This window comes from Quatrionicoccus australiensis, assembly GCF_020510525.1.
GTDB lineage: Bacteria > Pseudomonadota > Gammaproteobacteria > Burkholderiales > Rhodocyclaceae > Azonexus > Azonexus australiensis_B.
The window spans coordinates 2,743,051-2,768,076 of record NZ_CP075188.1 but is presented as its reverse complement, the minus strand read 5'-3'; the positions used below and the strand labels follow the sequence as shown (position 1 = coordinate 2,768,076).

The window sequence follows — 25,026 nt, the reverse complement described above, 5'->3', positions numbered from 1 at the left end:
TCGGCATTTTTTGGAACTTTCATGGTCATTCAACCCGTTGTTCTTTGTGGTGGTTCCGGTACGCGTTTGTGGCCGCTATCACGCGAGCAATACCCCAAGCAGTTGCTGTGCTTGAACGGTAATCACACCATGTTGCAGGCTACGGCATTGCGCCTGGCTGGCATGCAGCTGGCAGCGGGTGATGTGCTGGCGGCGCCCTTGCTGGTGGGGAATGAGGAATACCGTTTTCTGATTGCCGAGCAGTTGCGCCAGGTGGGCGTTGCGCACCCCTCGCTGATTCTTGAGCCCTGCGGCCGCAATACCGCTCCGGCACTGACGCTGGCCGCGCTGGCTGCGCAGGCTGAGGGCGCTGACCCGGTGCTGGTGATCATGCCGGCCGATCATGTGATTCAGGATGAAGAAGCCTTCCGGCAGGCCGTGGTGCAGGGCGCGCAACTGGCCGAGCAGGGCAGGCTGGTGACTTTTGGCATCAAGCCGACGGCGCCGGAAACCGGTTATGGCTACATCAAACAGGGTGCGGCGCTGGCCGATGGGGCTTGCCTGGTCGAGCAATTTGTTGAAAAGCCGGATGCCGCCACCGCCGAGGCGTATCTGGCGAGCGGCGGTTTCTTGTGGAATGGTGGCATTTTTGTCATCAAGGCGTCGGTCTGGCTGGCCAAGATGGAGCAATGCCGGCCCGATATCGCCGGCGCCTGCTTCAAGGCCTTCGATGCCCGCCAGCAGGATCACGATTTTCTGCGGCCGGACAAGACGGTGTTTGCCAATTGTCCGTCGGATTCCATCGACTATGCGGTGCTGGAGCGCCTGGCGCGCCTTGGTGCCAATACGGGCGAGGTTGCCGTGGTGCCACTTGATGCGCGCTGGTCCGATGTGGGCGCCTGGAGTGCCCTGTGGGAAATCGGCGACAAGGATGCAGGCGGCAATGTGCTGATGGGCGATGTCCTGACGGTCGACACCCAAAATACCCTGGTTATTGCCGAAGACCGGCTGGTGGCCTGCGTCGGGCTGAGTGACGTGGTGATTGTCGAAACGCCGGATGCCATTCTGGTGGCCAATCGCTCGGAGATTCAAAAGGTCAAGGATATTGTCGGCCAGCTCAAGGGCAAGCAGCGTTCGGAATCGCACTCGCACCGCAAGGTCTACCGGCCCTGGGGCTGGTATGACAGCATCGATTTTGGCGATCGCTTCCAGGTCAAGCGCATCGTGGTCAATCCGGGCGGCTGCCTGTCACTGCAGATGCACCACCATCGCGCCGAGCACTGGATTGTGGTTTCCGGTACAGCCAAGGTGACGCGCGGCGAAGAAACCCTGCTGGTTTCGGAGAACCAGTCGACTTACATCCCGCTCGGCACCCTGCATCGTCTGGAAAATCCGGGCAAGCTGCCGCTGGAGATGATCGAAGTGCAGTCCGGCAGCTATCTGGGTGAGGACGATATTGTTCGATTTGAGGATATTTACGGGCGTTGACCGACGGGTTTTCGGTGAATGGCAACGGATTCGCTTTGAGGTCGGGCATAAGTGAAAAAATGATTCTCGTCACCGGTGGTTGTGGCTACATTGGTTCGCATACCGTTGTCGAGCTGCTCAATGACGGTGCCGAGTTGGTAATTGTCGACAACCTGAGCAATAGCAAATTGGCGGTGCTGGATCGCATTGAGCGCATTGCCGGCCGGCGGCCTGTATTTGTTCAGGCGGATATTCGCGATTGGGAGGCGATGCGTGGGGTGTTTTCACGCTTTGCGATCTCCGATGTCATTCATTTTGCCGGCATCAAGGCGGTTGGAGAGTCAGGCGCCAAGCCTTTGTACTATTACGACAACAACGTGCAGGGTAGCCTGGTGCTGTTTGAAACGATGGCCGAGTTTGGTGTCAAGCGACTCGTTTTCAGTTCGTCGGCAGCGGTTTATGGCGATCCGCATGCGGTGCCGATTTCGGAAGACTTTCCGCTGCAGGCCACGAACCCTTATGGCCGCTCGAAGCTGATGATCGAAGAAATCCTGCGCGATCTCGCTGTGGCAGATCCCGAGTGGCGAGTTGCACTGCTACGTTATTTCAACCCGGTTGGCGCGCATCTCAGCGGGTTGATTGGCGAGGACCCGAACGGAATTCCGAACAACCTGATGCCGTTTATTGCCCAAGTGGCTGTAGGCAAGCGGGCAGAGCTCTCGGTTTTTGGTGGCGACTACCCAACACCGGATGGCACGGGCGTGCGTGACTACATCCATGTGGTGGATCTGGCGCTCGGCCATCTTGCAGCTTTGTCCGCGCTGGGGCGTCAAGCTGGTGTTCTGACCGTCAATCTGGGGACTGGGCAGGGCTACAGCGTGCTCGATATGATCAAGGCGTTTGAACAGGGGAGCGGCAAGGCCGTGCCGTTCCGCATCGTGGAGCGCCGCGCGGGTGATGTCGCAGCCTGTTATGCCGCTCCGGAGAGGGCTTTTGAAGTGCTCGGATGGCGCGCGGAAAGAGGTGTGGACGCGATGTGTTCCGATACCTGGCGCTGGCAATCCAGCAACCCGACCGGCTACGATTAACCCAGTGTTATTTATTGGTTTTCCTTGTTCTGTATTGACGTGAGCATGTGCCGGCTGGTATCCTGAGAGCGTACATTTTTGTGAGGTTCCCATGAAGAAATTTAAGCTTGTTTTGTTGGTGAGTGTGATGGCTGCGAGTTTCTCTGCCATGGCCTTCACGAAGGATCAATCGGCAGCCGATATCAAGAGCGAAGTTCTGTCTCGTTCGGCAACCGAAAGCCTTGACGCTATTCTCAAGGATGCCAAGGCCAAGGGCCTCCCGGTTTCTGCCTTGACCGACGCGCTGGTCAAGAAGGATCAGGATGGTGCTGCTCTGCTCAAGGCGCTGGTCGCTGCCGGCTACGATGAAAGCGCAACCAAGACCGCGCTGATCAACTCCGGTGCTGAAACCACTTCTGTCCTGAATGCCACGGCAGCTGGTGGTGCCGGCAATCAAGGCGGTGCTGGTCAAACCGGTGGTAGTGGTGGTTTTGCCGGTAGCAACGGTTCCACCTTCAATGGTGGTGGCAGCGGCGGTGGTAGCCGTTCCTGATACGGGCTATTTTCCCAAAATGGCAGCTTCGGGCTGCCATTTTTTTTACCCAGATATTGGCTAAATGAACACTGTTTCGTCTGCTCGATCCACCTCAAACTTTGGCGTGAATGACCGCTGGTTGTTTGCAGGTTTGCTTCTCCTGCTTTTCTGGGCGCCACTTCCTTTGGGCAGCAATCGAACCTGGGCTGTTGGTGTTCTGGTTCTGTGGTCACAGGTTTTGCTGTTTGGCGCCATGTTTGCCTGGCGGCATGCAGCAGATGCTGCTTTCGCGCGTCTGACCCTGTTCAAATGGCCTGTTCTTTTGCTTGGCCTGTTTGCAGCCTTGCCCTGGATACAGCTTTTGCCGCTGCCCGCAGGTGTTTTAGCCGTGGTGTCGCCAGAAGCCCTGCGCGTCGAGCAAGGCATTTCTGCCTTGCAGCTAAGTCTGGATACGTTCCAGACGCAAATTTATGCTGCGCTGTCGTTTGCCTATTTTTCCTGCTTTATCGTTGCCTTGCTCACCGTGCGCGACGATCAACGACTCGATTTCATGGCGCTGGCCATCGTCTGTGCCGGTTTGTTCCAGGCGGTGATCGGGGTGCTGCTTTTTTCGGTAGGGGCGACTTACCGGGTTTTCTTTTTCGATATTGCTCATACCCGCTTGTTTGGTACGTTTGGTTACCATAATCACTTTGCCGGCTACATGGAGCTTTGCCTGTCGGTCGGTATTGGCCTGATGCTGGCGCGCCTGGGGACGGAGCCGGGGCAGCGTGGCAACTGGCGTCACAAACTGGTCAAGGTTTTTGATTTTATCCTCAGCCCTAAAATGCGTTTGCGGATGATGCTGGTCATCATGGTGATTGCCCTGGTGTTGACCCGTTCGCGCATGGGAAATGCCGGATTTTTCGCCGCAATGCTGATTGTCGGCCTGCTCACCATCGTGTTGTCGCGCAAGTTGTCGCCTGCCACCATCGGGCTGATTGCCAGCCTGGTCGTTATCGATGTGCTGGTTATTGGTTCCTGGGTGGGGCTGGAGAAGGTTGTAAACCGGGTGCGCGAGACGGCTATCGTGCAGGAGATTGGCGCCAAGGAGGAGTCGGTCGAGTTGCGTACCGATGTTGCCCGGCATGCTGCAGAGATCGTGCCGGATTTTCCCGTGTTCGGAACGGGGGCTGGCAGCTTCTACAACACATATTTGCGTTACCGTACCCCGCGTGAGTCCTATTGGGATCACGCTCACAACGACTATGTCGAACTGGCGGCCGACAATGGCTTGCTGGGGTTGGGCATTTTGGGTGGTTTTGTGTTGTTGACCGCTGCGGTTGCCGTGAAGATTCTGTTGCGCAGGCGCTCAAGCTTGCCGCGAGGTATTGCTTTTGGTTCGTTGATGACAATTGTGGCCTTGGCGATTCACAGCACGGTGGATTTCAATTTGCAGTTACCGGCCAATGCCTTGCTATTGGTGCTGGTGATGGCGATGGCCTGGTTGGCGAGTGAGTTGCCGGGCGGCGGCACGGCTTCTGGCGGAAAAGAGCGGCGTAGTTCGAGTTCCAGAGGCAAATCCACCTATCGTTCGGGCATGCAGGGAGTGGCGTAATGACTTTGAAGCGACAGTTGCTGATCGGTATTTCAGCGGTTTTTTTGCTGGTTTTTGTTGGCCTGATTGCGGCCGGCATCCAGAGCACGCGGAGCTATCTTGAGCAGCAACTGGGGTCGCATGCGCAGGATGCTGCGTCCTCCCTGTCCTATCCGCTCTCACAGTCGCTGGGCAAGGGCGATGCCGGGCTGGCGTCGATTCAGGTTTCTACGCTGTTCGACCGCGGCTATTTTCAGCGGATTACGGTGCGAGCGACCGATGGTTCATCGATTGTCGATCGTGAGTTGCCGGCCAAGATCGAAGGTGTGCCGCTGTGGTTCTCGTCCCTGATCAGCCTGCAAGCACCGCCAGGCGAGGCGCTGGTGTCGTCCGGCTGGCGCCAGTTGGGCCGGGTCGTGGTGATTTCGCAGCCAACCTACGCCTATCAGCATTTGTGGTCGTCCTGCCTGGAAACTGCCGGCTGGATGCTGCTGGCCTATGTGGTGGCGATTCTGCTTTCGCGCATGGTGCTGCGCTGGATCCTGCTGCCGCTGTCGGCCATCGAGCGTACCGCACTGGAGATCCAGGAGCGGCGTTTCGGACAGATCGGGATTGTGCCCAAGGCGCTTGAGCTGCTGCGCGTGGTCAAGGCGATGAATGGCATGTCGCGGCGCATTGCCGAGATTCTCGATGGCGAAACCCGGCGTGCCGACGCGTTCCGTCGTGAGGCTTACCAGGACGAAGTGACCGGGCTGGATAACCGGCGCAGTTTCGATCTGCGTTTCAACCAGTTGCTTGAGGGTGACGTTCATTTCTCCGACGGTTCGCTGATTGGTCTGGAAGTGAATAACCTCAAGGAATTCAATACCGAGACCAGCTACCAGCGCGGTAATGCGCTGCTGGTGTCGCTGACCCGGATCGCCAGCGAGCTGCTTGGTCAGCGCGCGGTGATTCTCGGGCGGATCGGCGGTACGTCGTTCGGCTTTGTCGTGCTCGGACTCGATACGCCGGGGATTTCAGGCCTTTGCCGCGAGTTGCGTGCCGAGATCGAGCGCGCCGCCGGCGAGGAAGATGTTTCGTTCAGCCTCGGTGTGGTCAATTTCAACAAGGGCGACAAGCGTTCGCAGGTCATGGCAAGGCTGGACCTGGCTATCGAGACGGCTCGCCAGTCAGGGCGTAATGCACTGCAGTTGCTGATCGAGGACGAGGGCAGCGACGTGTCGATCGGTTCGCTGGCCTGGCGCGAGTTGATCCAGAACGCATTGACCGAGAATCGCTGGACGCTGCTCGGTCAACCGGTGGTTTCGCTCGAAACCCGGCACCTGATCCACCATGAAATCATGACCCGTTTGGTCGGCAAGGATGGCCACCTGGTGCCGGCGTCGAAATTCCTGCCGATGGCCTTGCGCCATCACCTGATGGCCGATATCGACCAGGCATTGCTTGAGCTGGTTTTCCGGATTCTTGAGGCGGATGCGACTTCAACGACCCACCTTGCCGTCAATATGTCGACGCAGAGTCTGGAGAGCGGCAGTTTCGTCAAGTGGCTGGCCGGTCGCCTCAACCGCCTTGGGCCGCTGGCGGCTCGTCTGTCTTTCGAACTGACCGAGTACGGCTGTTCGATCGACGTCGAGGCGACACGCCGTTTTGCCGCGCTGGTGCGTGAGCATCAGGCGCGTTTCGGTATCGACCACTTCGGTCTGGCACCGAACTCGCTGCAGATCCTGCGCGAAGTGCCGCCCGATTACATCAAACTCGATACCGGCCTGGTCCAGGAAGTGCCGGTCAGCGACAGCGCCCATTCGCTCCTCAAGTCCATCGTGACGCTGGCGCGTTCGCTGGAGGTCGAGGTGATCGCCCAGGGCGTCGAGAATGCCGATCAGGTCGAGCAACTGATCAACGACAAGATCGCTGGCGGCCAGGGCTATCACTTCGGTGCGCCGTCGGCTGACCAGATCAATTCCTGATTCATCGTTTTCCATCATTCATTTCGGACCTGATTCATGACCAAGCTACCTGCAGAGATTTTCAAGGCCTACGACATTCGGGGCATCGTCAATAAATCGCTGACGGCTGACGTTGTCCGCCGGATCGGCCATGCCTTGGGCTCGCTCGCTGCAGAGCAGGGCCAGACGGCAATTGCAGTCGGTCGCGATGGCCGCCTGTCCGGCCCGGAGCTGGCCGGGGCGTTGATGGACGGTATCTGCGCGGCCGGGGTCGATGCGATCGATGTGGGTTGCGTGCCGACGCCGGTGACTTATTTTGCCGCCTATGAACTGGGCTGCCATTCCTGCGTTTCGGTGACCGGCAGCCACAATCCGCCGGACTACAACGGTCTGAAAATGGTTATCGGCGGTACGACGCTGGCGCTGGAGGCGATCCAGAATCTGAAGCGCCGTGCCGAGTCCGGCGATTTGCGCCACGGCAAGGGCGAGCGTCGCAGTGCCAATGTGCTGCCGGCCTATGTCGAAAAGATCGTCGGTGACGTCAAGCTGGCGCGGCCAATGAAGATTGTCATGGATTGCGGCAATGGCGTGGCGGGGGCGATTGCGCCGGAGTTGTTCAAGCGTCTGGGTTGCGAGATCGTGCCGCTCTTTTGCGAAGTCGATGGCAATTTCCCCAATCACCATCCGGACCCGTCCAAGCCGGAAAACCTGGCCGATGTCATCAAGGCGCTCCAGGAAACCGATGCCGAAATCGGTATTGCCTTCGATGGCGACGGCGACCGTCTCGGCGTGGTCACCAAGGATGGCGAGATCATTTATCCGGACCGCCAGCTGATGCTGTTTGCGGCCGATGTGCTGTCGCGCGTGCCGGGTGGCACCATCATTTACGACGTCAAATGCACCCGCTTGCTGGCGCCGTGGATTCGCCAGCATGGTGGCGAGCCGCTGATGTGGAATACCGGCCATGCGCTGGTCAAGGCCAAGCTCAAGGAAACCGGCGCGCCGCTGGCCGGCGAGATGTCCGGCCACACCTTCTTCAAGGAGCGCTGGTACGGTTTCGACGATGGTCTTTACACCGGTGCCCGCCTGCTCGAAATCCTGGCGCGTACGGTCGACGCCAATGCGGAGCTCAAAAAGCTGCCGAATTCGCCCTCGACGCCCGAACTCAATATCAAGATGGCCGAAGGCGAGCCTTTTACGCTGATCGACAAGCTCAAGGCCGAAGGGCAGTTCCCCGGTTCGGTGGAAATGATCACCATCGACGGCGTGCGCGTTGAATATCCGGATGGCTTCGGTCTGGCCCGGCCCTCAAATACCACGCCAGTCGTCGTGCTGCGTTTCGAGGCCGACAACGATGCCGCGCTGGAGCGCATCCAGGGCGCTTTCCGGACGGCGCTGACGGCGCTCTGGCCGGGGATTTCGCTGCCGTTCTGAGAAGCTGTTCACTTTCTTCCGAAAGTCATGAAACCAGGCTATGGCATCATTTGACACATCTGTAAAACCCCTCCCGACCTCCCCTTGACAGGGGAGGAGCAGCCCAAGTTGCACATCGGCGAGCTCCCTACCCTGATAAGGGGAGGGTTGGGGAGGGGTTTGAATGACAAGCGAAAAATCATGAACAGCTTCTGAGTGCGTGATGCGGGTGGCCTTACGGTGGAAGGCCGCCGCTGTGCCAGCCAGTTTCGCGGCGCGGCTGCTTTCAGTCAGCCGGGGTTTTGCCGGATGTTTGTCCGGCCGGCCGCCTGGGCTGGTTTATTACTCTTCGGCCATCAGTTTCAGTACGCGGTCAGTAATATCAACGCCTTGGGATACTGACACGGCATCCTGAATCACCATGTCCAGATTTTCTTTTTTGGCGAGGCGCTGGATCGCTTCGTTGGCTTTCTCAAGGATTCCCGAGGTGGCTTCGATCTGGCGGGCTTGCAGCTCTTCCCGGAATTCGCGCTGGCGGCGCTCGAAGGAAATGGTGAGATCCTTGATCTCGCTTTCCTTACTGCGCAGCATGCTTTCCGACAATGAGCCCTTTTTCTCGGCGAGATACGTTTGCTTTTCAGCCAGTTCGTTGGCGCTGCGCTGCAGTTCTGCCTGACGTGCGCTGAACTCGCCTTCGATTTTCTTGCTGGCCAGGATCGATGCCGGCGCTTCCCTGACGATTCGTTCCGAGTTGATGAAGGCGATTTTCGTGCCTTCGGCGAATGCCGTGGAGGAGAAGAGGGCGACCAGCGCGGCTAGTGCCAGTGTGCGGGGTGTGCTCTGTTGCATGGCGGGAGATATATCTTGAGGTGGGTTGGGAAATGCTGCGTGGTTGACGGTCAACAGTTTGATTGTCGCCGAAAACGATGGTCAGGAGTCTGTCGCCGAGTGGATGGCAGTGGATGGGCAAATGGCGCGGTGTGCCGTGAATTTTACGCGTATCTTGATTAAAGGGAGGCCTGCCCCCATAATCAAGGCATGGTTGTAATTCCGGCAAGCTGGAGGCGTTCTGGACGGGGGTTCGATTCCCCCCATCTCCACCAAAAGCGCATTGATACAGTGCTTTTTTGATGGGGATGTCCCGGTTTCGACAGGGCGGGCGAAGGTAAGCAGGCAACTCGACAGGCGACGGACGTAATCCGCGCAAATCCTATAAATGCCAACGATGAGCATTTCGCTATCGCCGCCTAAAAACGGCTAGCCGGGGCTGCTGGAGCCTTGTTACCAAAGACAGCCGACGGGGACTTCGGTCCCCGTTGTCACGTCTGCAAAGCCTGCGTGCCTGTTTCCTCTCCGGGGATTCTTTATAATGCGCACGCTTTACAGCAAAGCTGGCCCCCTTGGGCTGGTCCTGATCAAGAAACTCCGGGTGGAAACGCGATGAAAATGGATTTGAAGGTTCCCTTTGCCGAGAAGGATGCGGCAAAGAAGCTCGGAGCGCGTTGGGATGCGGCGCGCAAGGTCTGGTATGTCGAAGACAAGCTGGATCTGGCGCCATTTGCCAAATGGGCGCCGACACCGCGTGCCGATTCGGCAGGTGGCGCGTCGGGGCAAGTCTCGGCAGCGGGCGCGCGGCAGGTCAGTACGGGCAAGGCGATGCAGGGGAGTGCCTATGTGGCGCACCCGTCGGTGTGTGCCTGTCCGCCCTGGGAGTTGTGCGATCAATGCCGCCCCTTCGCGTTTGTATCGGGTCTCTGAGCGCTAGCAGCGTCAAGTCTTTGGCCGATCAGCGGCCGTTAGCGGTCGACCCGCTTGCTGGCGCAATTTTCCGCTTCGCGAATCGCGCTGTTTGCGCTGGCTGCTCCGCGCCGGCAAGCGCTTTTTCTTGAGCTGACCGGCTGTGCCGTGGCCTGTGCAGGCTGCCGGCAACAATGCGCCGCCACTTCGGGCGGTGACGTAAAATTCCTTTTGCAATAAAAGTGCTTGCAGGGCGCAGGCATTTTCCCCTATGATTCAAACGAACGTATGAATCACAACAACAAATAACAGGTGATGCCATGGCAGAAGTGAAGTCAGTCGATACGCGCGAACGCATTCTGGATGCAGCCGAGCAGCTTTTCATGGCGCACGGCTACGATGGTACGTCGATGCGCCAGATTACGGGTGGTGCCGGGGTCAATCTGGCGGCGGTGAATTATCACTTTGGCTCCAAGGAGTCGCTGATGCAGGAAGTTTTCCGGCGCCGTCTCGACTGGTTGAACGAAGAGCGCCTGCGCGTGCTCAACGTTTACGAGAGCGAGGCAGGTGGCAAGCCGGTCAAGCCTTCGCTGATCGTCGATGGCTTTTTCGGCACCCTGCTGCGCATGGCCGATGACGAGGCGCGCGGCGGCATCACCTTCCTGCGTTTGCTGGGGCGCACGCTGACCGATCCTTCCGAATTCATCCGCACCTTCCTCGCACACGAGTACGCCACGGTGGTCGACCGCTACAAGGAAGCGCTGTTCAAGGCGCTGCCCGATGTACCCAAGGCCGAGATCGTCTGGCGCTTCCATTTCATGCTCGGTGCCACTTCCTACGCCATTGCCGGGACCGATGCCCTGCGTCTGGTCACCGACTGGCAGATCGAGGCGGCGGATTCGACGGATCGCCTGGATCGCCTGGTGCCGCGCCTGATGTCCTTCCTGCTCGGCGGCCTGCGTGCGCCTTTGCCGCAGTTTTCCAATGCTGAATCCGCAGGGGTTTCCCCTCCGGGTGCGGTCGACAGCAAATAAACGACCAAAACCAAAATAAAAGGAGACAACAGCATGTTTCAAAACCTCATCCCTCTGCTGGGTATTGCCATCCTGGTGGTTTTGGCCGGGTTGATCATGTTGCGGCCCTTGCGCCGCAGCCTGGTCACCCGGCCCATTTTTTCCGCCTACCGGAAGGTTCTGCCGCAGATGTCCGACACCGAGCGCGATGCGCTCGAAGCCGGCAGTGTCTGGTGGGAGGGCGAGCTGTTCCGCGGCAAACCCGACTGGCAGAAACTGCACGCCTACCCGCAGCCGAAGCTGACCGCCGAAGAAACCGCCTTCATGAGCAATGAAGTCGAGGCCGCCTGCCGTCTGGTTGACGACTGGAAGGTGACGCACGAGCTTTACGACTTGTCGAACGAGACCTGGCGCTATATCAAGGACAAGGGCTTCCTCGGCATGATCATCCCGAAGAAGTACGGCGGCCTGGAGTTCTCGGCCTACGCGCACTCGCAGGTGGTGACCAAGCTGTCGACGCGCTCCTCGGCGCTTGCCGTGTCGGTCATGGTGCCGAATTCGCTCGGCCCGGCCGAACTGCTGCTGCATTACGGCACCGAAGAACAGAAAAACCATTACCTGCCGCGCCTGGCCAAGGGCATCGAAGTGCCGGCCTTCGCGCTGACCAGCCCGTGGGCCGGTTCCGATGCGGCCTCCATTCCCGATAGCGGCGTCGTCTGCAAGGGCCTGTATCAGGGCAAGGAAGTGCTCGGCATGCGCGTCAACTGGGACAAGCGTTACATCACGCTGGCCCCGGTGTGCACGGTGTTCGGCCTGGCTTTCCACCTCTATGACCCGGACGGCCTGCTCGGCGACAAGAAACATATCGGCATCACCTGCGCGCTGGTACCTTACGATCATCCGGGCGTTGATACCGGGCGCCGTCACTTCCCGCTCAACGCGATGTTCATGAACGGCCCGACGCGTGGCAAGGAAGTCTTCATGCCGCTCGATTTCATCATCGGCGGCCCGGCGATGGCCGGCCAGGGCTGGCGCATGCTGATGGAGTGCCTGGCGGCCGGGCGCTCGATCTCGCTGCCGTCGTCCAACACCGGCATGGCGCAGATGACGGCGCGTGCCGTTGGCGGCTATGCCCGCGTCCGCAGCCAGTTCAAGATGGCGGTCGGCAAGTTCGAGGGTGTCGAGGAAGGCCTGACCCGCATCGGCGCCTACACTTACATGATGGACGCCGTGCGCAAGATGACGGCCGGCGCCGTCGATCTCGGCGAAAAGCCGTCGGTGGTCTCGGCCATTGCCAAGTACCACGTCACCGAACGGGCTCGCCAGGTTGTTAACGACGGCATGGACATCATCGGCGGCAAGGGCATCTGCCTCGGCCCGTCGAATTTCCTCGGCCGCGCCTACCAGCAGGTGCCGATCGGCATCACCGTCGAAGGCGCCAATATCCTGACCCGCTCGCTGATCATCTTCGGCCAGGGCGCCATCCGCTGCCATCCGTATCTGCTGCCGGAAATGCAGGCGGCGCAGAATCCGGATACCAAGCAAGGCCTGGTCGATTTCGACAAGGCGCTGTTCGGCCATATCGGCTTTACCATCAAGAACGGTTTGCGTGCCCTTTGGCTGGGCCTGACCGGCTCGCATTTCGCAGCGGTCAACGTCGATACGGCACCGGAAATGAAGCGCTACTACCAGCAACTGACGCGCTTCTCGGCGGCCTTTGCCTTCATGTCCGACATCTCCCTGCTGGTGCTCGGCGGCAGCGTCAAGCGCCGGGAAAAATTGTCGGCCCGCCTGGGCGACATCCTGGCGCAGATGTACCTGATTTCCTGCACCCTCAAGCGCTACGAGGAAGAAGGCCGCAACAAGGAAGACGCGCCGCTCGCCCACTGGGCGATCTGGGATGCGATGTACAAGGCGCAGCAGGCCTTCGACGGCGTGATTGCCAACTTCCCGGTGCGCTTCATCGCCGCCTTTCTGCAGCGTTCCATCTTCCCGTGGGGGCATCCGTATGTCGTGCCATCCGACGCGGTCGGCCACCAGGTCGCCAAGGCACTGATTGCGCCGTCGGCAACCCGCAACCGCCTGACTGCCGAATGCTTCCTGCCGCTCACCGAGAACGAGCCGGTCGGCGCCATCGAACTGGCGCTCAAGGCGACGCTCGAAGCCGAAGGTATCGAGGCCAAGATCCGTACGGCCGAGAAGGATGGCAAGTTTGCCAACAATCCGCTGGCCAATGTGCGCGACATCGCCATCGTCGCCTTCGAGGCGGGCGTCATCAATGCTGCCGAGTTCGAGATCATGAAGCGGCGCAACCACCTGCGCGACATCGTCGTCCAGGTCGATGACTTCCCCTTCGACTACAACGTGGCGACGGCCAACAAGCCGGCCAGCGACCGGATGGCGGCGTAAATCATGGGCAAGACGATCTACGTGGTCGACGGCGCGCGGACGCCGTTTTTGAAGGCGCAGAAGGGGCCGGGGCCGTTCGCGGCCTCCGACCTGGCAACCCAGGCCGGACGGGCGCTGCTGCTGCGCCAGCCGTTCCTGCCCTCCGATCTCGACGAGGTGATTCTCGGCTGCGCCGCGCCCTCGCCGGACGAGACCAATATCGGCCGCATGGTCGCGCTGCGCCTCGGTTGCGGCAACAAGGTGCCGGGCTGGACGGTGATGAGGAATTGCGCCAGCGGTATGCAGGCGCTCGATTCGGCCATCGCCAACATCCAGTGCGGCCGTGCCGAGCTGATCCTGGCCGGTGGTGTGGACGCGCTGTCACGCGCGCCCTTGCTCTATTCGGACACGATGGTGTGCTGGTTCGCCGGCATGATGAGCTTGCGCACGGTCAACCAGAAAATCGGGCACTTTTTGAAATTGAAGCCGGGCGCCTTGCTGAGCCCGGTGATTGGCCTGATGAAGGGCCTCACCGATCCGGTGGTTGGCCTGCTGATGGGCCAGACTGCCGAGAATCTGGCCTGGAAGTTCGGCATCAGCCGGCAGCAGATGGACGAATTCGCCGTGCGCAGCCACCAGCGCGCGCTGGCGTCGCGCGTGGCTGGTCATTTGGATGAGATCGTGCCGGTGGTCGACGGCAACGGCAAGGTCTATGCCGAGGATGACGGCGTGCGTGCCGACGCCAGCATGGCCGGCATGGCCAAGCTCAAGCCCTTCTTCGACAAGAAGTACGGCAACATCACGGCCGCCAACAGTTCGCAGATCACCGACGGCGCCGCCTGGCTGATCCTGGCCTCGGAAGAGGCCGTGCAGAAGTGGAACCTGAAGCCGCTCGGCAAGATCGTCGACAGCCAGTGGTCCGGTCTCGATCCGGCGCAGATGGGCCTCGGCCCGGTGCATGCGGCGACGCCCATCCTGCAGCGGCATGGCCTCGGTCTGGCCGACATCGATGCCTGGGAACTGAACGAAGCCTTTGCGGCGCAGGTCATGGGCTGCCAGGCGGCCTGGCAGTCCGACGCCTATTGCCGCGAGCAGCTTGGTCTGCCCGGCGCGCTGGGCAGCATTGCCGAAGAGAAACTCAACGTGGACGGCGGTGCCGTGGCGCTCGGCCATCCGGTCGGCGCTTCCGGTGCGCGCATCGTGCTGCACCTGCTGCATGTGCTGCGCCGGCAACAGGCCAAACGCGGCATTGCCACGATCTGCATCGGCGGCGGCCTGGGCGGCGCGATGCTGGTCGAGGCGGCGAACTGACGATGCGCATCGGTATCGTTGTCGATTCCGCCTGCGATCTGCCGCGCGAGTTTCTCGACCGGCACGATGTGGTGGTGATGCCGATCACGCTGCGCATTGGCGAGAACCTGATCGAGGATCAGCGCGATCCGGGGGCGACCCAGAATTTCTATGCGACGCATCTGGATCGCAAGAGCGAGGATTTCGCCGAGTCGATTCCCTATTCGCCGACCCAGATCGAGATGCTGTTTCTCGAGCGTCTGGTGATCGACTACGACTATGTGTTCTGCCTGACCATCACGGCGACGCGCAGTCCGATCTTTACGCATGCGATGCAGGCCTCGCGCGCCATCCTCAACCGCTACAAGCCGATCCGGCGCGCGCTCGGGATGACCGAGCGTTTCGGCCTGGCGGTTTTATCGACGCGCAACCTGTTTACCGGTCAGGCAGTGCCGGTTGCCGAAGCGGTGCGCCTGATCCGCCTGGGCGGCACACCGAGCGAAATCGGCATGCGCCTGCAGCATCTGATCGAGCACACCCATACCTATCTGGTGCCGGCCGATCTGTTCCATATTTACAAGCGGGCTTCCCGCAAGGGCGATACCAGCATCGGCTGGGGTTCCTACACCCTGGGCTCGTGGCTGGACGTCAAACCCATCCTGTATTGCAACCGCGATGTGACCAGCACGGTCGACAAGGTGCGCGGCTTCGAAACCGGCGTCGAGAAGATTTTTTCGCTGGCGGCGCAACGCCTGCTCGCCGGCCTTGAGGCGCCGAGCGTCTGTATCAGCTATGGCGGCGAGCCGGTGGCGGTTACCCGCCTGCCCGGTTACCGCCAGCTGGCGAAAGAAGCCGAAGACAACGGTGTCAGCCTGCTGATCTCGCCGATGAGCAAGACGGCGGCCGTCAACGTCGGGCCCGGCGCCCTGTCCCTGGCCTTCGCGGCCAAACAAAGCATGCACTGAGACAAAAAACATGAGCGATCTTGATCTGCAACACTGGCGCCTGGAAGTCGATGCCGAAGGTATCGCCTGGGCCATCCTCGACAAGCGCGGCGAGTCGGCGAATTCCCTGTCCACGGCGGTGACCGGCGAACTGGCACAAATCCTCGACCGCCTCGACGTCTACACCCCGAAGGCGCTGATCATCCGTTCCGGCAAGGACGCCGGATTCGTGGCCGGCGCCGACATCGGCGAATTTACCCAGCTCGACACCCCGGAAAAGGGGCGGGCGCTGGTGGCGCGCGGCTGGGAACTGTTCAACCGCCTGGCCGCGGTCAAATACCCGACCCTGGCCCTGGTCCGTGGTCACTGCCTTGGCGGTGGCCTGGAACTGGCATTGGCCTGCCGCTATCTGCTCGCCATCGACGAGCCGTCGACCAAGCTCGGCTTGCCCGAAGTCATGCTCGGCATCTTCCCCGGCTGGGGCGGCATGCTGCGTCTGCCGCAGCGGGTCGGTCCGGCGGCGGCACTCGACATGATGCTGACCGGCCGTACGGTCGACGCGAAAAAAGCGAAGAAAACCGGCCTCGCCGATGATTGCGTGCCGCCGCGCATCATGGAAATGGCGGCCCGCCAGCTGGTGCTCTCCGGCCAGCCGCGCCGGTCCTTGCCTGTGCTGCAGCGCCTGCTCAACGGCCCGCTCAAGGGCGTGGTGGCGAGCGGTGCGCGCAAGCAGGTGGCGAAAAAGGCGCGGCCCGAACATTACCCGGCGCCGTACGCGATCATCGACATCTGGCAGAAGCACAACGGCAATGCGCTGGCGGCGCCGGAAATCGTCGATCGCATCATCCGTTCGCCGACGGCGCGCAACCTGGTGCGCGTCTTCTTCATGCAGGAACGCCTCAAGGCCTTCGGCAAGGAGTCGGACTTCAAGGCGCAGCGCGTGCATGTCATCGGCGCCGGCGTCATGGGCGGCGACATTGCCGCCTGGTGCGCCCTGCGCGGCATGACGGTGACGCTGCAGGACCAGAGCCTGGAGCGCATGGGGCCGGCCCTCAAGCGCGCCCGCCAGCTTTTCGAACGCCGCTTGCGCGATCCGCTCAAGGCACGCTCTGCCTTCGATCGCCTGATTCCCGATGTGCATGGCGACGGTGTGCCGCACGCCGATGTCGTCATCGAAGCCATTTTCGAGGATGTCGCCGCCAAGCACGCGCTGTTCGCGGCGCTCGAGCCGCGCATGAAGGCGGGGGCGGTGCTTGCCACCAATACCTCCAGCCTGCGCCTCGAAGACCTGCGCACGGTGCTGGCCCGGCCGGAACGCCTGGTCGGCATCCATTTCTTCAATCCGGTGGCGATGATGCCGCTCGTCGAAGTGGTTGAGGCTGAGGGCGCCGATCCGCGGATGGTGCAGGCCGCCTGCGCCTTTGTGCGGCAGATCGACAAATTGCCTCTGCCGGTGAAGAGCGCGCCGGGCTTCCTGGTCAATGCGGTGCTGGCGCCCTACATGCTGGCCGCGATGCGGGCGGTCGACCGTGGAATTTCGCCGGAAACGGTGGATGAGGCAATGCTCGCTTTCGGCATGCCGATGGGCCCGATCGAACTGATCGACACCGTCGGCCTCGACATCGCGATGGCTGCCGGCAAGCAACTGGCGGGCGGCGCAGATGCGCCGGCCTGCCTGTTGCGCCGGGTCGAAGCCGGTCAGCTCGGCAAGAAGAGCGGCCAGGGTTTTTATGCCTGGACCGATGGCAAGCCGAGCAAGGGCAGCGCCGCTGCCGTGCCGGCCGGTCTCGCCGACAGTCTGGTCCGGCCGCTGATCGAGCGCGTCGAGCAACTGGTTGCCGACGGTGTCGTGGCTGATGCCGAACTGGCTGATGCCGGCGTGATCTTCGGCACCGGGTTCGCACCGTTTACCGGTGGACCGCTGAATTTGGGCAAATAAGCGGCAAGCCTGATTGCTGTCGAAACGGTTTGGCCGGGACCGAAGGGTTCCGGCTAAACGACACATTGTTTGTTTGGAAAGGTGGCTGCATGAGCGGTATCGAGCATCTTGCCAACTTGCTGCATGTGCAGCGCGAGGCTTTTCTCGCCGAACCGGAGCCGACGCTGGCAGTTCGCCTGGATCGTCTGGCCCGTCTGGAGCGTCTGTTGCGCGAGAATCGCGCCGCGTTTGCGCAGGCCATCGACAGCGACTTTGCCGGGCGTTCGCCGAGCGAAACGGCGCTGCTCGAGTTTTTCCCCAGCCTGCAGGGCATCACGCACGCCCGGCGCCATCTCAAGCGCTGGATACGCGACGAGCGGCGGCATGTCTCGATTTGGTTCCAGCCCGGACGGGCCCGCGTGCGTTACCAGCCGCTCGGGGTGGCGGGCATCATCGTGCCCTGGAACTATCCGCTTTTCCTTGCCATTGGCCCGTTGACCGCTGCGCTCGCGGCCGGCAACCGGGCGCTGCTCAAGCTCTCGGAATTCACGCCGGCCTTTTCCGCCCTGTTCGCCGAACGGGTGGCCGCCTATTTCGCTGCTGACGAACTGGCCGTGGTTCAGGGGGGCGTCGAGGTAGCGCAGGCCTTTGCCGCCTTGCCTTTCGATCACCTGTTGTTTACCGGATCGACGGCGGTCGGTCGGCAGGTCATGCGTACGGCGGCGGATGCCCTGGTGCCGCTGACGCTCGAACTCGGCGGCAAATCACCGGTGCTGATTGCGCCCGGCTTTGATCTCGAGCTGGCGGCGCGGCGCATCGCCATGGCCAAACTCCTGAATGCCGGCCAGACCTGCGTCGCACCTGATTATGTGCTGTTGCCACAAGGGACCGAAGCCGCTTTTGCGGCGGCCGTGAAAAAGGCGGCAACGGTACTCTACGGCGATGGTCGCACGGCCGACTACACCAGCATTATCAACGCCCGCCAGCATGCCCGCCTGTGCGGCCTGCTCGAAGACGCGCGGGCGGCCGGGGCGCGCTGCCTGCCCCTGTTCGAAGGCCGCGGCGACCTCGGGGCGCGCCGCCTGATGCCGCAGCTATTGCTCGATGTGCCGCTCGACAGCCGGATCATGCAGGAGGAAATCTTCGGCCCGCTGCTACCGGTGATTTCCTACGCCGATACTGACGCGGCCATCCGTTTCATCAATGCACGCGAGCGGCCGCTGGCACTGTACGTCTTCGACAACGATAGACGCCGTGTCGAGCAGGTGATTGCGGCGACCCGTTCGGGCGGCGTTACGGTCAACGACTGCATGCTGCATGTCGCGCAGGACGATCTTCCTTTCGGTGGCGTCGGCGCCAGCGGCATGGGGCATTACCACGGCCGCGAAGGCTTCATTACCTTCTCCAAGCTGCGCCCGATCTTTCGTCAGAGCCGCTTCAATGCCTTGCCGCTGCTCGCTGCGCCCTATGGCGCACGGGCCCGGCGCCTGTTGCGCCTGATGCTGGGGGATTGAGATGGCAGCGCCAGATATCGATCTCGATTGCGAATACGACTACATCGTCGTCGGCAGCGGCTTTGGTGGTTCGGTCAGTGCCCTGCGCCTGGCGGAAAAGGGCTACAAGGTCCTGGTCGTCGAAAAGGGCAAGTGGTTCAAGCCGGAGGATTTCGCGCGCAGTACCTGGAATCTGCGGCGCTGGATCTGGCTGCCATCACTGAAGCTGACCGGCATCATGCGACTGAGCTTCTTCCGGCATGTCAGCGTGCTGTCCGGGGTGGGCGTCGGTGGTGGTTCTTTGGTGTATGCGGCAACCTTGCCGGTGCCGAAAAGCGAGTTTTTCAACTCGGGCAGCTGGGCCGGACTCAATGACTGGGAAGCCGTGCTCAAGCCGCATTATGCGACGGCTTACCGGATGCTCGGCGCCGCCGACAATCCGCAGTCCGGTCCCGGCGACCGGGCGCTCGAACGGGTGGCCGCGCGTATCGGGCGCAGCGACGAGTTTCATGCTTCAAAGGTCGGTATTTTCTTCGCCCGCCATGGGGAGGAGGTCGGGCGCGAGGTGGACGACCCCTTTTTTGCCGGGGCCGGTCCCGCGCGCTCGCCATGCCGGCATTGCGGCGCCTGCATGTCGGGCTGCCCGCATAACGCCAAGAACTCGCTCGACAAGAATTACCTGCATCTGGCGCAGCAGAAGGGCGCACGCATACTCGCCGAAACGCAGGTCGATGACGTTCGCCCGCTGGGTGAGGCGGGCGAGCGGGGCTATGTCGTGCATGTTCAGGACTCGACCCGCTGGTGGCCGCGCCGGCGCATACTGCGCGCACGTGGCATCGTGTTTTCAGCGGGGGCGCTGGGTACGGTCAAGTTGCTGCTCAAACTGCGGCAAGCGTCGATGCCGGCGATTTCCGCCCGGCTCGGGCGCGGTGTCCGGACCAACAACGAATGCCTGATCGCGGTGACCACGCCGCAGACGGGCGAAGATTTCTCGCAGGGCATTGCCATCGGTTCGGTGCTGCATGCCGATCCGGACAGCCATCTCGAACCGGTGCGTTACGGGGCGGGCTCGGGCACCTGGCGCCTCGGCATGTTGCCCATGGCCTATGGCAGTAATGCGTTCATCCGTCTGGGCAAGATGCTGCGCGAGCTGCTGTGTCATCCGCTCGCCTATCTGCGCATCGCCAGCGTCCGGCATTGGGCAAAGCACAGCCAGATCCTGCTGTTCATGCAGCATCTCGACTCAAGCTTGCGCTTTCGCCTGAATGCGCTGGGCGGTCTGGCCTCCGAGCTTGATGTCGGGCCACCGCCAGCGGCGCACATTGCGCGTGCCGAAGCGCTGGCCCGTCTCTATGCCGAGGAGGTGGGCGGCAAGCCATTCACCTTGTTTACCGAGCAACTGCTCAACATTCCCTCGACCGCCCACATCCTCGGCGGCGCAGTGATGGGGGCGGATCCCGAATCCGGTGTGATCGACCGGGTGGGGCGTCTGTTCGGTTACGAAAACGCGCTGGTTTGCGATGGATCGATGATTTCGGCCAATCCCGGAGTCAATCCCTCGCTGTCAATTACGGCCATCAGCGAATACATCATGGCGCAGGTGACGCCACGTTCTGGCTGATAGATCAGCTCGTTAGCCTTGTTTTAAAAGGCTTTAAAGGAAAATCTTCAGGTTGTTGAGAATGAGTGTTGTTTGTTTGCAACAAGGCTAAAAAATATTTTCGATCAAACGGTATTTCAAACGTTTGTTTGAGTTTTAATGCAACAGCAGTACCGGATGTTCAGTCCGGATATAAACAAAACAGGAGACAAACCAATGAACAAAATGATCACCCCGCGCCTGATTCCGGCCCTGATCGCCGTTGCCTTCTCGGGCACGGCCAGCGCTTCGGGCTTCCAGTTGCTGGAACAGAACGCCAGCGGTCTGGGCAATGCCTATGCCGGTTCGGCTGCGGTTGCTGAAAACGCCAGCACGATTTTCTACAACCCGGCAGGTATGACCGAGTTGAAGGACCGGGAAATTTCCGGTGGTCTGACGGCAATCAATACAAGCTATAAATTCACCGACAATGGTTCGAACGTCGGTGCGCTTGCAACGGCTGGCAATGGCGGCGATGGCGGGGGCTGGGGTTATCTCCCGAATGCTTACGCTTCGTGGGCGCTCAACAAGGATTGGTACATCGGTCTGGGTGTCGGCGCTCCGTTTGGCCTGAAAACCGAGTTTGATAATCCCTGGAAGGGGGGGGCACAGTCCCTGATGTTCGATATCAAGACCATCAACGTCAATCCGAGTATTGCCTGGCGCGTCAATGAGTCCGTATCGCTGGGTTTTGGTTTGAATTGGCAGACTATTCAGGCTGATTATCATCGACAAGTGGCTGTTCTTAGCGCGAATCATGCAGCGACAAAAATGCTGCTCAAGCTGGATGACGATGCCTGGGGTTGGAATATTGGTGCGTTATTCAAGCTGACCCCCAAAACCAAGTTGGGTGTCTCCTATCGCTCAACGATGAAATACGATCTCAAGGGGGACATCAAGTTTGAAGGCCCGGTGGCGCAATTAGCAGGATCGACAACTGATCGGGGGGCCAAGGCTTCGTTGGAACTGCCGGATACGTTCATTTTGAGCTTGACGCATGCACTTAATGATCAGGTTGAACTGCTGGGAGATCTCTCCTGGACTGGCTGGAGCAGCATTCAAGAGGTAGCCGTAATCAATACTGAAACAAAAGGTGTCGGCTCGCCATTATCCACTGAGGGGTTGCCTGCTCAGACTCTACATACCAAATTTCGCGATACTTGGCGCGTTGCCCTCGGTAGCAACTATCGTTATAACGATGCGCTGAAGCTGAAATTTGGTGTTGCCTACGATCAGACCCCGGTCAAGGGGGAAAATACGCGTCTGGTTTCCCTGCCTGACAATAATCGCTGGTGGTTGTCGTTGGGTGCCCAATGGAAAGCGACTAAGGATTCGACGCTTGATCTCGGTGTAACCCGTCTCTTTGTTCAAGATTCCAAAATCGATAATGACCAATTCTCAGATGGGCGTGGCCGCGTTACCGGCTCGTACAAAGCAACCGCCTGGATCATCGGTGCCCAGTACTCGATGAGCTTCTGATCCGGAAACATCCCTGCGTCAAATTTGCCCCGGCTGGTTCGGGGCTTTTTTTGTGCGCTTTTTTACGACACTACCGGCCAGACAATGCTGGCGCTCAGGCCTGGCGGGATGGGGGAATCCGCCAGTTCGAGATGGGCGCCGTGCAGTTCGGCGATGCGCGTCACGATGGCCAGGCCCAGACCGCTGCCCGGTTGTTCGCTTTCGTTGAGGCGATGGAAGGGGCGCAGGACCGCAGCCCGTTCAGCTGCCGGGATGCCCGGGCCGCTGTCGGTGACTTCGAGCCGGCAACTGCCGGCCGCGCGGCCGATGCTGACCCGGACGCGGCCGCCGACTGGCGTGTAGCGGATGGCGTTGTCGACGAGGTTGCGGATCAGCACGCGCAGCCATTCGCCCTGGCCGCTTACCGTGCAGCCCGGCTCGCTGGTGAAATCGAAATCGAGATTCTTGTCGAGGATGAGGATGCCGAGTTCGGCGCAGACGGATTCGGTGATTTCCGCGAGGTCGACCGTCTGGGCGTTAGGCAGGCCGGATTCCGGATCGAGGCGGGCCAGTTGCAGCATCTGGTCGACGAGGTGCGAGGCGCGCGTGAGACCGCTTTGCAATTGCCGCAATGAGCGGTCGCGTTCGGCGTCGTCGCGCGCCCGCATGGCGACCTGCAATTGCGCCTGCAGGGCGGCGAGCGGCGTGCGCAGTTCGTGTGCGGCATCGGCGGTGAAGCGGCGTTCGGTTTCAAGTGCTGTTTCGACGCGGCGGAACAGGCTGTTCAGGGCTTCCAGCATGGGCCGGATTTCTTCCGGGGCCGATCCTGGCGACAGCGCCTGCAATTGTTGCGGGGCGCGGCTGGCAATCTGGCTGGCGATGTCGCGCAGCGGGGTCAGGCCTTGCCGGGTGGCGAGCCAGACCCAGAGTCCGATCAGCGGCAGGCCGAAGAGGGCGGGAAAGAGCAGGCGCCAGGCGATGTGGCCGATCAGTTCGTCGCGAATGTGGTGGTTCTCGCTGACCTGGACCTGTAGCGTACGTTCGTTGTTCCAGCGGCTGAAGTGGCGCCAGTGGCCGTCATCGTCATGCGTTTCGGAAAAGCCGGAAGTGGCGGTCAGCGCGGTTTCCGGGGCGTTGTTGGAACGCATCATCAGCTTGCCGTCGGCGCGCCAGATCTGGAAGCGTAGCCGCCGCTGGTATTTGTGCGCGGCTTCGCCGAAATCCTCGATGTCGTGGTCGCGATCGTGCGCGGCAAGAGCGAGCAGGGTTTGTGCCGCCTGGGCCAGCTGGGCGTCGAACAGTTCATCGACTTCGTGGTGTGCGTCGATGTAGCTGAACACCATGGTCACCAGCCAGGCGGCGGCAACGCCACCGAGCAGCAGGGCGAGCAGGCGCCGGCGCAGCGAGAACCAGACGGTGCTCATTTCGGGATTGTGTAGCCGACACCGCGCAGGGTGCGGATCAGATCACTGCCCAGCTTCTTGCGCAGGTGGTGAATATGGACTTCGAGCGCGTTGCTGTCCGGTTCGTCGCGCCAGCCGTACATCGACTGTTCGAGCTGGCTGCGGGTGAGGACGCGGCCGGCACTTTCGAGCAGCATCTGGAGCAGCGAGAATTCGCGGCTGGACAGTTCGACCGGCTGGCCGGCCAGCGTCACGCTGTGTGCCGCCGGATCGAGCGCCAGTTCGCCGTGGAGCAGCAGCGGGGCGGCGCGGCCGGCGCTGCGCCGGGTCAGGGCGCGGATGCGGGCGGTCAGTTCGTCGAGGTCGATCGGCTTGACGAGGTAGTCGTCGGCGCCGGCGTCGAGCCCGGAGACCTTGTCGCCGGTCGCGTCACGCGCCGTCAGGATGAGGATGGGCACGCCCAGGCCGCGGCTGCGGGCGCGGCTCAGGACTTCCATGCCGGACAGCTTGGGCAGGCCTAGGTCGAGCACGACGAAATCGAAAATTTCAGTCTGCAATGCGGCATCGGCGGAATTGCCGTCGCGCAGCCAGTCGACCGCAAAGCCGGCCTGGCGCAGGCCGACGGTCAGGCCGTCGCCGAGTTGGGGATCGTCTTCAACGAGCAATATGCGCATGGCCGGATTCTATCAGCTAGCCATCCACCAGCCGGCGAGCAGGATCCAGGCGAGCAGGACGACGGCGGCAAGCGGACGGGCGGAACGGATCGCAGCGTCGGGCCGACCTTCCTTTTTACCGGTCAACATCGCCCGGACCAGGTTTTCGCCATGCAGGAAACTGCCGGACACGACGCCGGCCAGATGCACGAAGACGACGATCAGCATGGCGGTGGCCAGGCCCTCGTGCAGTTCTTCGAACAGGTCGCCGCCCAGTTCGTTATAGGTCGCCCAGCCGGCCAGGCTGGTCAGCAGCCCGAGGCTGAGCAGCAGTACAATGGCCCAGCCGCCGGCCGGGTTATGGCCGACATGGTGGGCGGGGTCGAGCTTGCGCAGGCCGTTCATGTAGTCCTTGACGGCGCGTGGGCCGCGCACGAATTCGGCAAAGCGGGCATGGCGCGTGCCGATGAAGCCCCAGGGCAGGCGGAAGGCGGCGACGGCAAACACGGTGGCGCCGGCAAAGACATGAACGAGGCGGAAGGTTTCGCTTTCGGCGGTCAGCCAGGCGACAGCGAAGGCAATGGCCATCAGCCAGTGACCGATGCGGACCGGCCAGTCCCAGACGAGGATCTTTTGCATGTTCTACTCCCGCAGTTCCGGAATGGCGATGTCGTGCTCGCTGAAGCGGCCAGCGGCGGCATGCGTGTGGCAGGCCTCGCAATTGGCGGCCGATTTGATGCGCGGGTCGCGCCAGAAGCGGGTCGGGATCTCGTCATGCTTGCGCACGAAACGGGCCGTCTTGCTGATGCGCGGCGGTTCGCCGGCAAGGCTCGGCGCAGTGCCGGACTTGCCGGCATGCTTCTCCAGGAAGGCGCTGATTTCCTGCTTCTGGCGGGCGTCGACCGTTGCGTCGCTGGTGAAGTGCTTGTCCAGTGTCGCCATGACCCGGCGCCAGTCGGCGGCACCGAGCAGGGCGGGCGGATAGGCGAGGTGGCAGCTGCCGCATTCCGTCCTGAAGCTGGCCGGGGTGTCGGCCGGCAAGGGCAGGCGGTCGGCGAAGGCGGGCAGCGCGACGGCGACTAGCGTGATCAGGCAAAGGCGTTTCAT

The 25,026-nt window shown here is 61.5% G+C and carries 20 protein-coding genes and 1 other RNA gene; 16 read left to right on the top strand and 5 right to left on the bottom strand.

Annotation, left to right across the window (positions count from 1 at the left end; translation table 11 throughout):
- Window positions 1–21 precede the first annotated feature (21 nt).
- The 6 genes from KI612_RS13305 (at window position 22) to KI612_RS13280 (ending at window position 8,004) form a co-directional block, all read left to right on the top strand.
- The gene (locus KI612_RS13305; protein WP_226440560.1) at window positions 22–1,467 is read left to right on the top strand and encodes a mannose-1-phosphate guanylyltransferase/mannose-6-phosphate isomerase; all 1,446 of its coding nucleotides are present in this window, start codon (window positions 22–24) and stop codon (window positions 1,465–1,467) included.
- A 59-nt stretch (window positions 1,468–1,526) separates the two neighbouring features.
- On the top strand, window positions 1,527–2,534 hold the full coding sequence (gene galE / locus KI612_RS13300) for a UDP-glucose 4-epimerase GalE (protein WP_226440559.1): 1,008 nt from the start codon (window positions 1,527–1,529) through the stop codon (window positions 2,532–2,534).
- A 127-nt stretch (window positions 2,535–2,661) separates the two neighbouring features.
- The gene (locus KI612_RS13295; protein WP_226440558.1) at window positions 2,662–3,066 is read left to right on the top strand and encodes a hypothetical protein; all 405 of its coding nucleotides are present in this window, start codon (window positions 2,662–2,664) and stop codon (window positions 3,064–3,066) included.
- Between the two features lie 64 nt (window positions 3,067–3,130).
- Complete coding sequence (locus KI612_RS13290) at window positions 3,131–4,645, top strand: O-antigen ligase family protein (protein ID WP_226440557.1); 1,515 nt, start codon at window positions 3,131–3,133, stop codon at window positions 4,643–4,645.
- Window positions 4,645–6,591, top strand: coding sequence for a bifunctional diguanylate cyclase/phosphodiesterase (locus KI612_RS13285; RefSeq protein WP_226440556.1), 1,947 nt, complete (start codon window positions 4,645–4,647; stop codon window positions 6,589–6,591). Before KI612_RS13290 ends, KI612_RS13285 begins: the two co-directional genes overlap by 1 nt.
- Window positions 6,592–6,627: 36 nt before the next feature.
- Window positions 6,628–8,004: a phosphomannomutase/phosphoglucomutase gene (locus KI612_RS13280; protein ID WP_226440555.1), complete on the top strand. Its 1,377-nt coding sequence runs from the start codon at window positions 6,628–6,630 to the stop codon at window positions 8,002–8,004.
- 321 nt (window positions 8,005–8,325) lie between these two features.
- Here the strand turns inward: KI612_RS13280 and KI612_RS13275 are convergent, their stop codons facing one another.
- Window positions 8,326–8,886 carry an OmpH family outer membrane protein gene (locus KI612_RS13275; RefSeq protein ID WP_226440554.1) on the bottom strand — a complete coding sequence of 187 codons (561 nt, stop codon included), beginning with the start codon at window positions 8,884–8,886 and terminating at the stop codon, window positions 8,326–8,328.
- Between the two features lie 86 nt (window positions 8,887–8,972).
- Between KI612_RS13275 and ssrA the strand changes: the two genes are divergently transcribed.
- The 10 genes from ssrA to KI612_RS13225 all read left to right on the top strand — a co-directional run bounded on the left by ssrA (window position 8,973) and on the right by KI612_RS13225 (window position 21,884).
- Window positions 8,973–9,305, top strand: a transfer-messenger RNA (tmRNA) gene (gene ssrA, locus KI612_RS13270).
- 118 nt (window positions 9,306–9,423) lie between these two features.
- On the top strand, window positions 9,424–9,741 hold the full coding sequence (locus KI612_RS13265; protein ID WP_226440553.1) for a DUF5710 domain-containing protein: 318 nt from the start codon (window positions 9,424–9,426) through the stop codon (window positions 9,739–9,741).
- A 299-nt stretch (window positions 9,742–10,040) separates the two neighbouring features.
- Complete coding sequence (locus KI612_RS13260) at window positions 10,041–10,754, top strand: TetR/AcrR family transcriptional regulator (protein WP_226440552.1); 714 nt, start codon at window positions 10,041–10,043, stop codon at window positions 10,752–10,754.
- Window positions 10,755–10,787: 33 nt separating this feature from the next.
- Window positions 10,788–13,142: an acyl-CoA dehydrogenase gene (locus KI612_RS13255; protein ID WP_226440551.1), complete on the top strand. Its 2,355-nt coding sequence runs from the start codon at window positions 10,788–10,790 to the stop codon at window positions 13,140–13,142.
- Between the two features lie 3 nt (window positions 13,143–13,145).
- On the top strand, window positions 13,146–14,432 hold the full coding sequence (locus tag KI612_RS13250) for an acetyl-CoA C-acetyltransferase (protein ID WP_226440550.1): 1,287 nt from the start codon (window positions 13,146–13,148) through the stop codon (window positions 14,430–14,432).
- Between the two features lie 2 nt (window positions 14,433–14,434).
- Window positions 14,435–15,376: a DegV family protein gene (locus KI612_RS13245; RefSeq protein WP_226440549.1), complete on the top strand. Its 942-nt coding sequence runs from the start codon at window positions 14,435–14,437 to the stop codon at window positions 15,374–15,376.
- A gap of 10 nt (window positions 15,377–15,386) precedes the next feature.
- Complete coding sequence (locus tag KI612_RS13240; protein ID WP_226440548.1) at window positions 15,387–17,294, top strand: 3-hydroxyacyl-CoA dehydrogenase NAD-binding domain-containing protein; 1,908 nt, start codon at window positions 15,387–15,389, stop codon at window positions 17,292–17,294.
- 89 nt (window positions 17,295–17,383) lie between these two features.
- Window positions 17,384–18,787, top strand: coding sequence for a coniferyl aldehyde dehydrogenase (locus KI612_RS13235; RefSeq protein WP_226440547.1), 1,404 nt, complete (start codon window positions 17,384–17,386; stop codon window positions 18,785–18,787).
- Between the two features lies 1 nt (window position 18,788).
- Window positions 18,789–20,387, top strand: coding sequence for an FAD-dependent oxidoreductase (locus tag KI612_RS13230; RefSeq protein WP_226440546.1), 1,599 nt, complete (start codon window positions 18,789–18,791; stop codon window positions 20,385–20,387).
- 195 nt (window positions 20,388–20,582) lie between these two features.
- Entirely contained in the window at window positions 20,583–21,884 is a 1,302-nt protein-coding gene (locus KI612_RS13225; RefSeq protein ID WP_226440545.1) for an OmpP1/FadL family transporter, read from the top strand.
- A gap of 62 nt (window positions 21,885–21,946) precedes the next feature.
- Here KI612_RS13225 and KI612_RS13220 read toward each other — a convergent pair whose 3' ends face one another.
- From KI612_RS13220 to KI612_RS13205, 4 genes are read right to left on the bottom strand one after another with little or no spacing between them, the layout of a single operon-like run.
- A complete protein-coding gene (locus KI612_RS13220; protein ID WP_226440544.1) occupies window positions 21,947–23,287 on the bottom strand; it encodes an ATP-binding protein in 1,341 nt (446 codons plus the stop codon).
- On the bottom strand, window positions 23,284–23,940 hold the full coding sequence (locus tag KI612_RS13215) for a response regulator (RefSeq protein ID WP_226440543.1): 657 nt from the start codon (window positions 23,938–23,940) through the stop codon (window positions 23,284–23,286). Before KI612_RS13215 ends, KI612_RS13220 begins: the two co-directional genes overlap by 4 nt.
- A gap of 12 nt (window positions 23,941–23,952) precedes the next feature.
- Window positions 23,953–24,558 (bottom strand): cytochrome b/b6 domain-containing protein, encoded by a 606-nt coding sequence (locus KI612_RS13210; RefSeq protein ID WP_226440542.1) that lies wholly within the window; start codon window positions 24,556–24,558, stop codon window positions 23,953–23,955.
- Window positions 24,559–24,561: 3 nt separating this feature from the next.
- A complete protein-coding gene (locus KI612_RS13205; RefSeq protein WP_226440541.1) occupies window positions 24,562–25,026 on the bottom strand; it encodes a diheme cytochrome c in 465 nt (154 codons plus the stop codon).

Bases quoted from the DNA above. Each gene is read 5' to 3' on its own strand.
- KI612_RS13305 (WP_226440560.1), top strand. From the start codon at position 22: ATGGTCATTCAACCCGTTGTTCTTTGTGGTGGTTCCGGTACGCGTTTG.
- galE (WP_226440559.1), top strand. From the start codon at position 1,527: ATGATTCTCGTCACCGGTGGTTGTGGCTACATTGGTTCGCATACCGTT.
- KI612_RS13295 (WP_226440558.1), top strand. From the start codon at position 2,662: ATGGCTGCGAGTTTCTCTGCCATGGCCTTCACGAAGGATCAATCGGCA.
- KI612_RS13290 (WP_226440557.1), top strand. From the start codon at position 3,131: ATGAACACTGTTTCGTCTGCTCGATCCACCTCAAACTTTGGCGTGAAT.
- KI612_RS13285 (WP_226440556.1), top strand. From the start codon at position 4,645: ATGACTTTGAAGCGACAGTTGCTGATCGGTATTTCAGCGGTTTTTTTG.
- KI612_RS13280 (WP_226440555.1), top strand. From the start codon at position 6,628: ATGACCAAGCTACCTGCAGAGATTTTCAAGGCCTACGACATTCGGGGC.
- KI612_RS13265 (WP_226440553.1), top strand. From the start codon at position 9,424: ATGAAAATGGATTTGAAGGTTCCCTTTGCCGAGAAGGATGCGGCAAAG.
- KI612_RS13260 (WP_226440552.1), top strand. From the start codon at position 10,041: ATGGCAGAAGTGAAGTCAGTCGATACGCGCGAACGCATTCTGGATGCA.
- KI612_RS13255 (WP_226440551.1), top strand. From the start codon at position 10,788: ATGTTTCAAAACCTCATCCCTCTGCTGGGTATTGCCATCCTGGTGGTT.
- KI612_RS13250 (WP_226440550.1), top strand. From the start codon at position 13,146: ATGGGCAAGACGATCTACGTGGTCGACGGCGCGCGGACGCCGTTTTTG.
- KI612_RS13245 (WP_226440549.1), top strand. From the start codon at position 14,435: ATGCGCATCGGTATCGTTGTCGATTCCGCCTGCGATCTGCCGCGCGAG.
- KI612_RS13240 (WP_226440548.1), top strand. From the start codon at position 15,387: ATGAGCGATCTTGATCTGCAACACTGGCGCCTGGAAGTCGATGCCGAA.
- KI612_RS13235 (WP_226440547.1), top strand. From the start codon at position 17,384: ATGAGCGGTATCGAGCATCTTGCCAACTTGCTGCATGTGCAGCGCGAG.
- KI612_RS13230 (WP_226440546.1), top strand. From the start codon at position 18,789: ATGGCAGCGCCAGATATCGATCTCGATTGCGAATACGACTACATCGTC.
- KI612_RS13225 (WP_226440545.1), top strand. From the start codon at position 20,583: ATGAACAAAATGATCACCCCGCGCCTGATTCCGGCCCTGATCGCCGTT.
- KI612_RS13220 (WP_226440544.1), bottom strand. From the start codon at position 23,287: ATGAGCACCGTCTGGTTCTCGCTGCGCCGGCGCCTGCTCGCCCTGCTG.
- KI612_RS13215 (WP_226440543.1), bottom strand. From the start codon at position 23,940: ATGCGCATATTGCTCGTTGAAGACGATCCCCAACTCGGCGACGGCCTG.
- KI612_RS13210 (WP_226440542.1), bottom strand. From the start codon at position 24,558: ATGCAAAAGATCCTCGTCTGGGACTGGCCGGTCCGCATCGGTCACTGG.
- KI612_RS13205 (WP_226440541.1), bottom strand. From the start codon at position 25,026: ATGAAACGCCTTTGCCTGATCACGCTAGTCGCCGTCGCGCTGCCCGCC.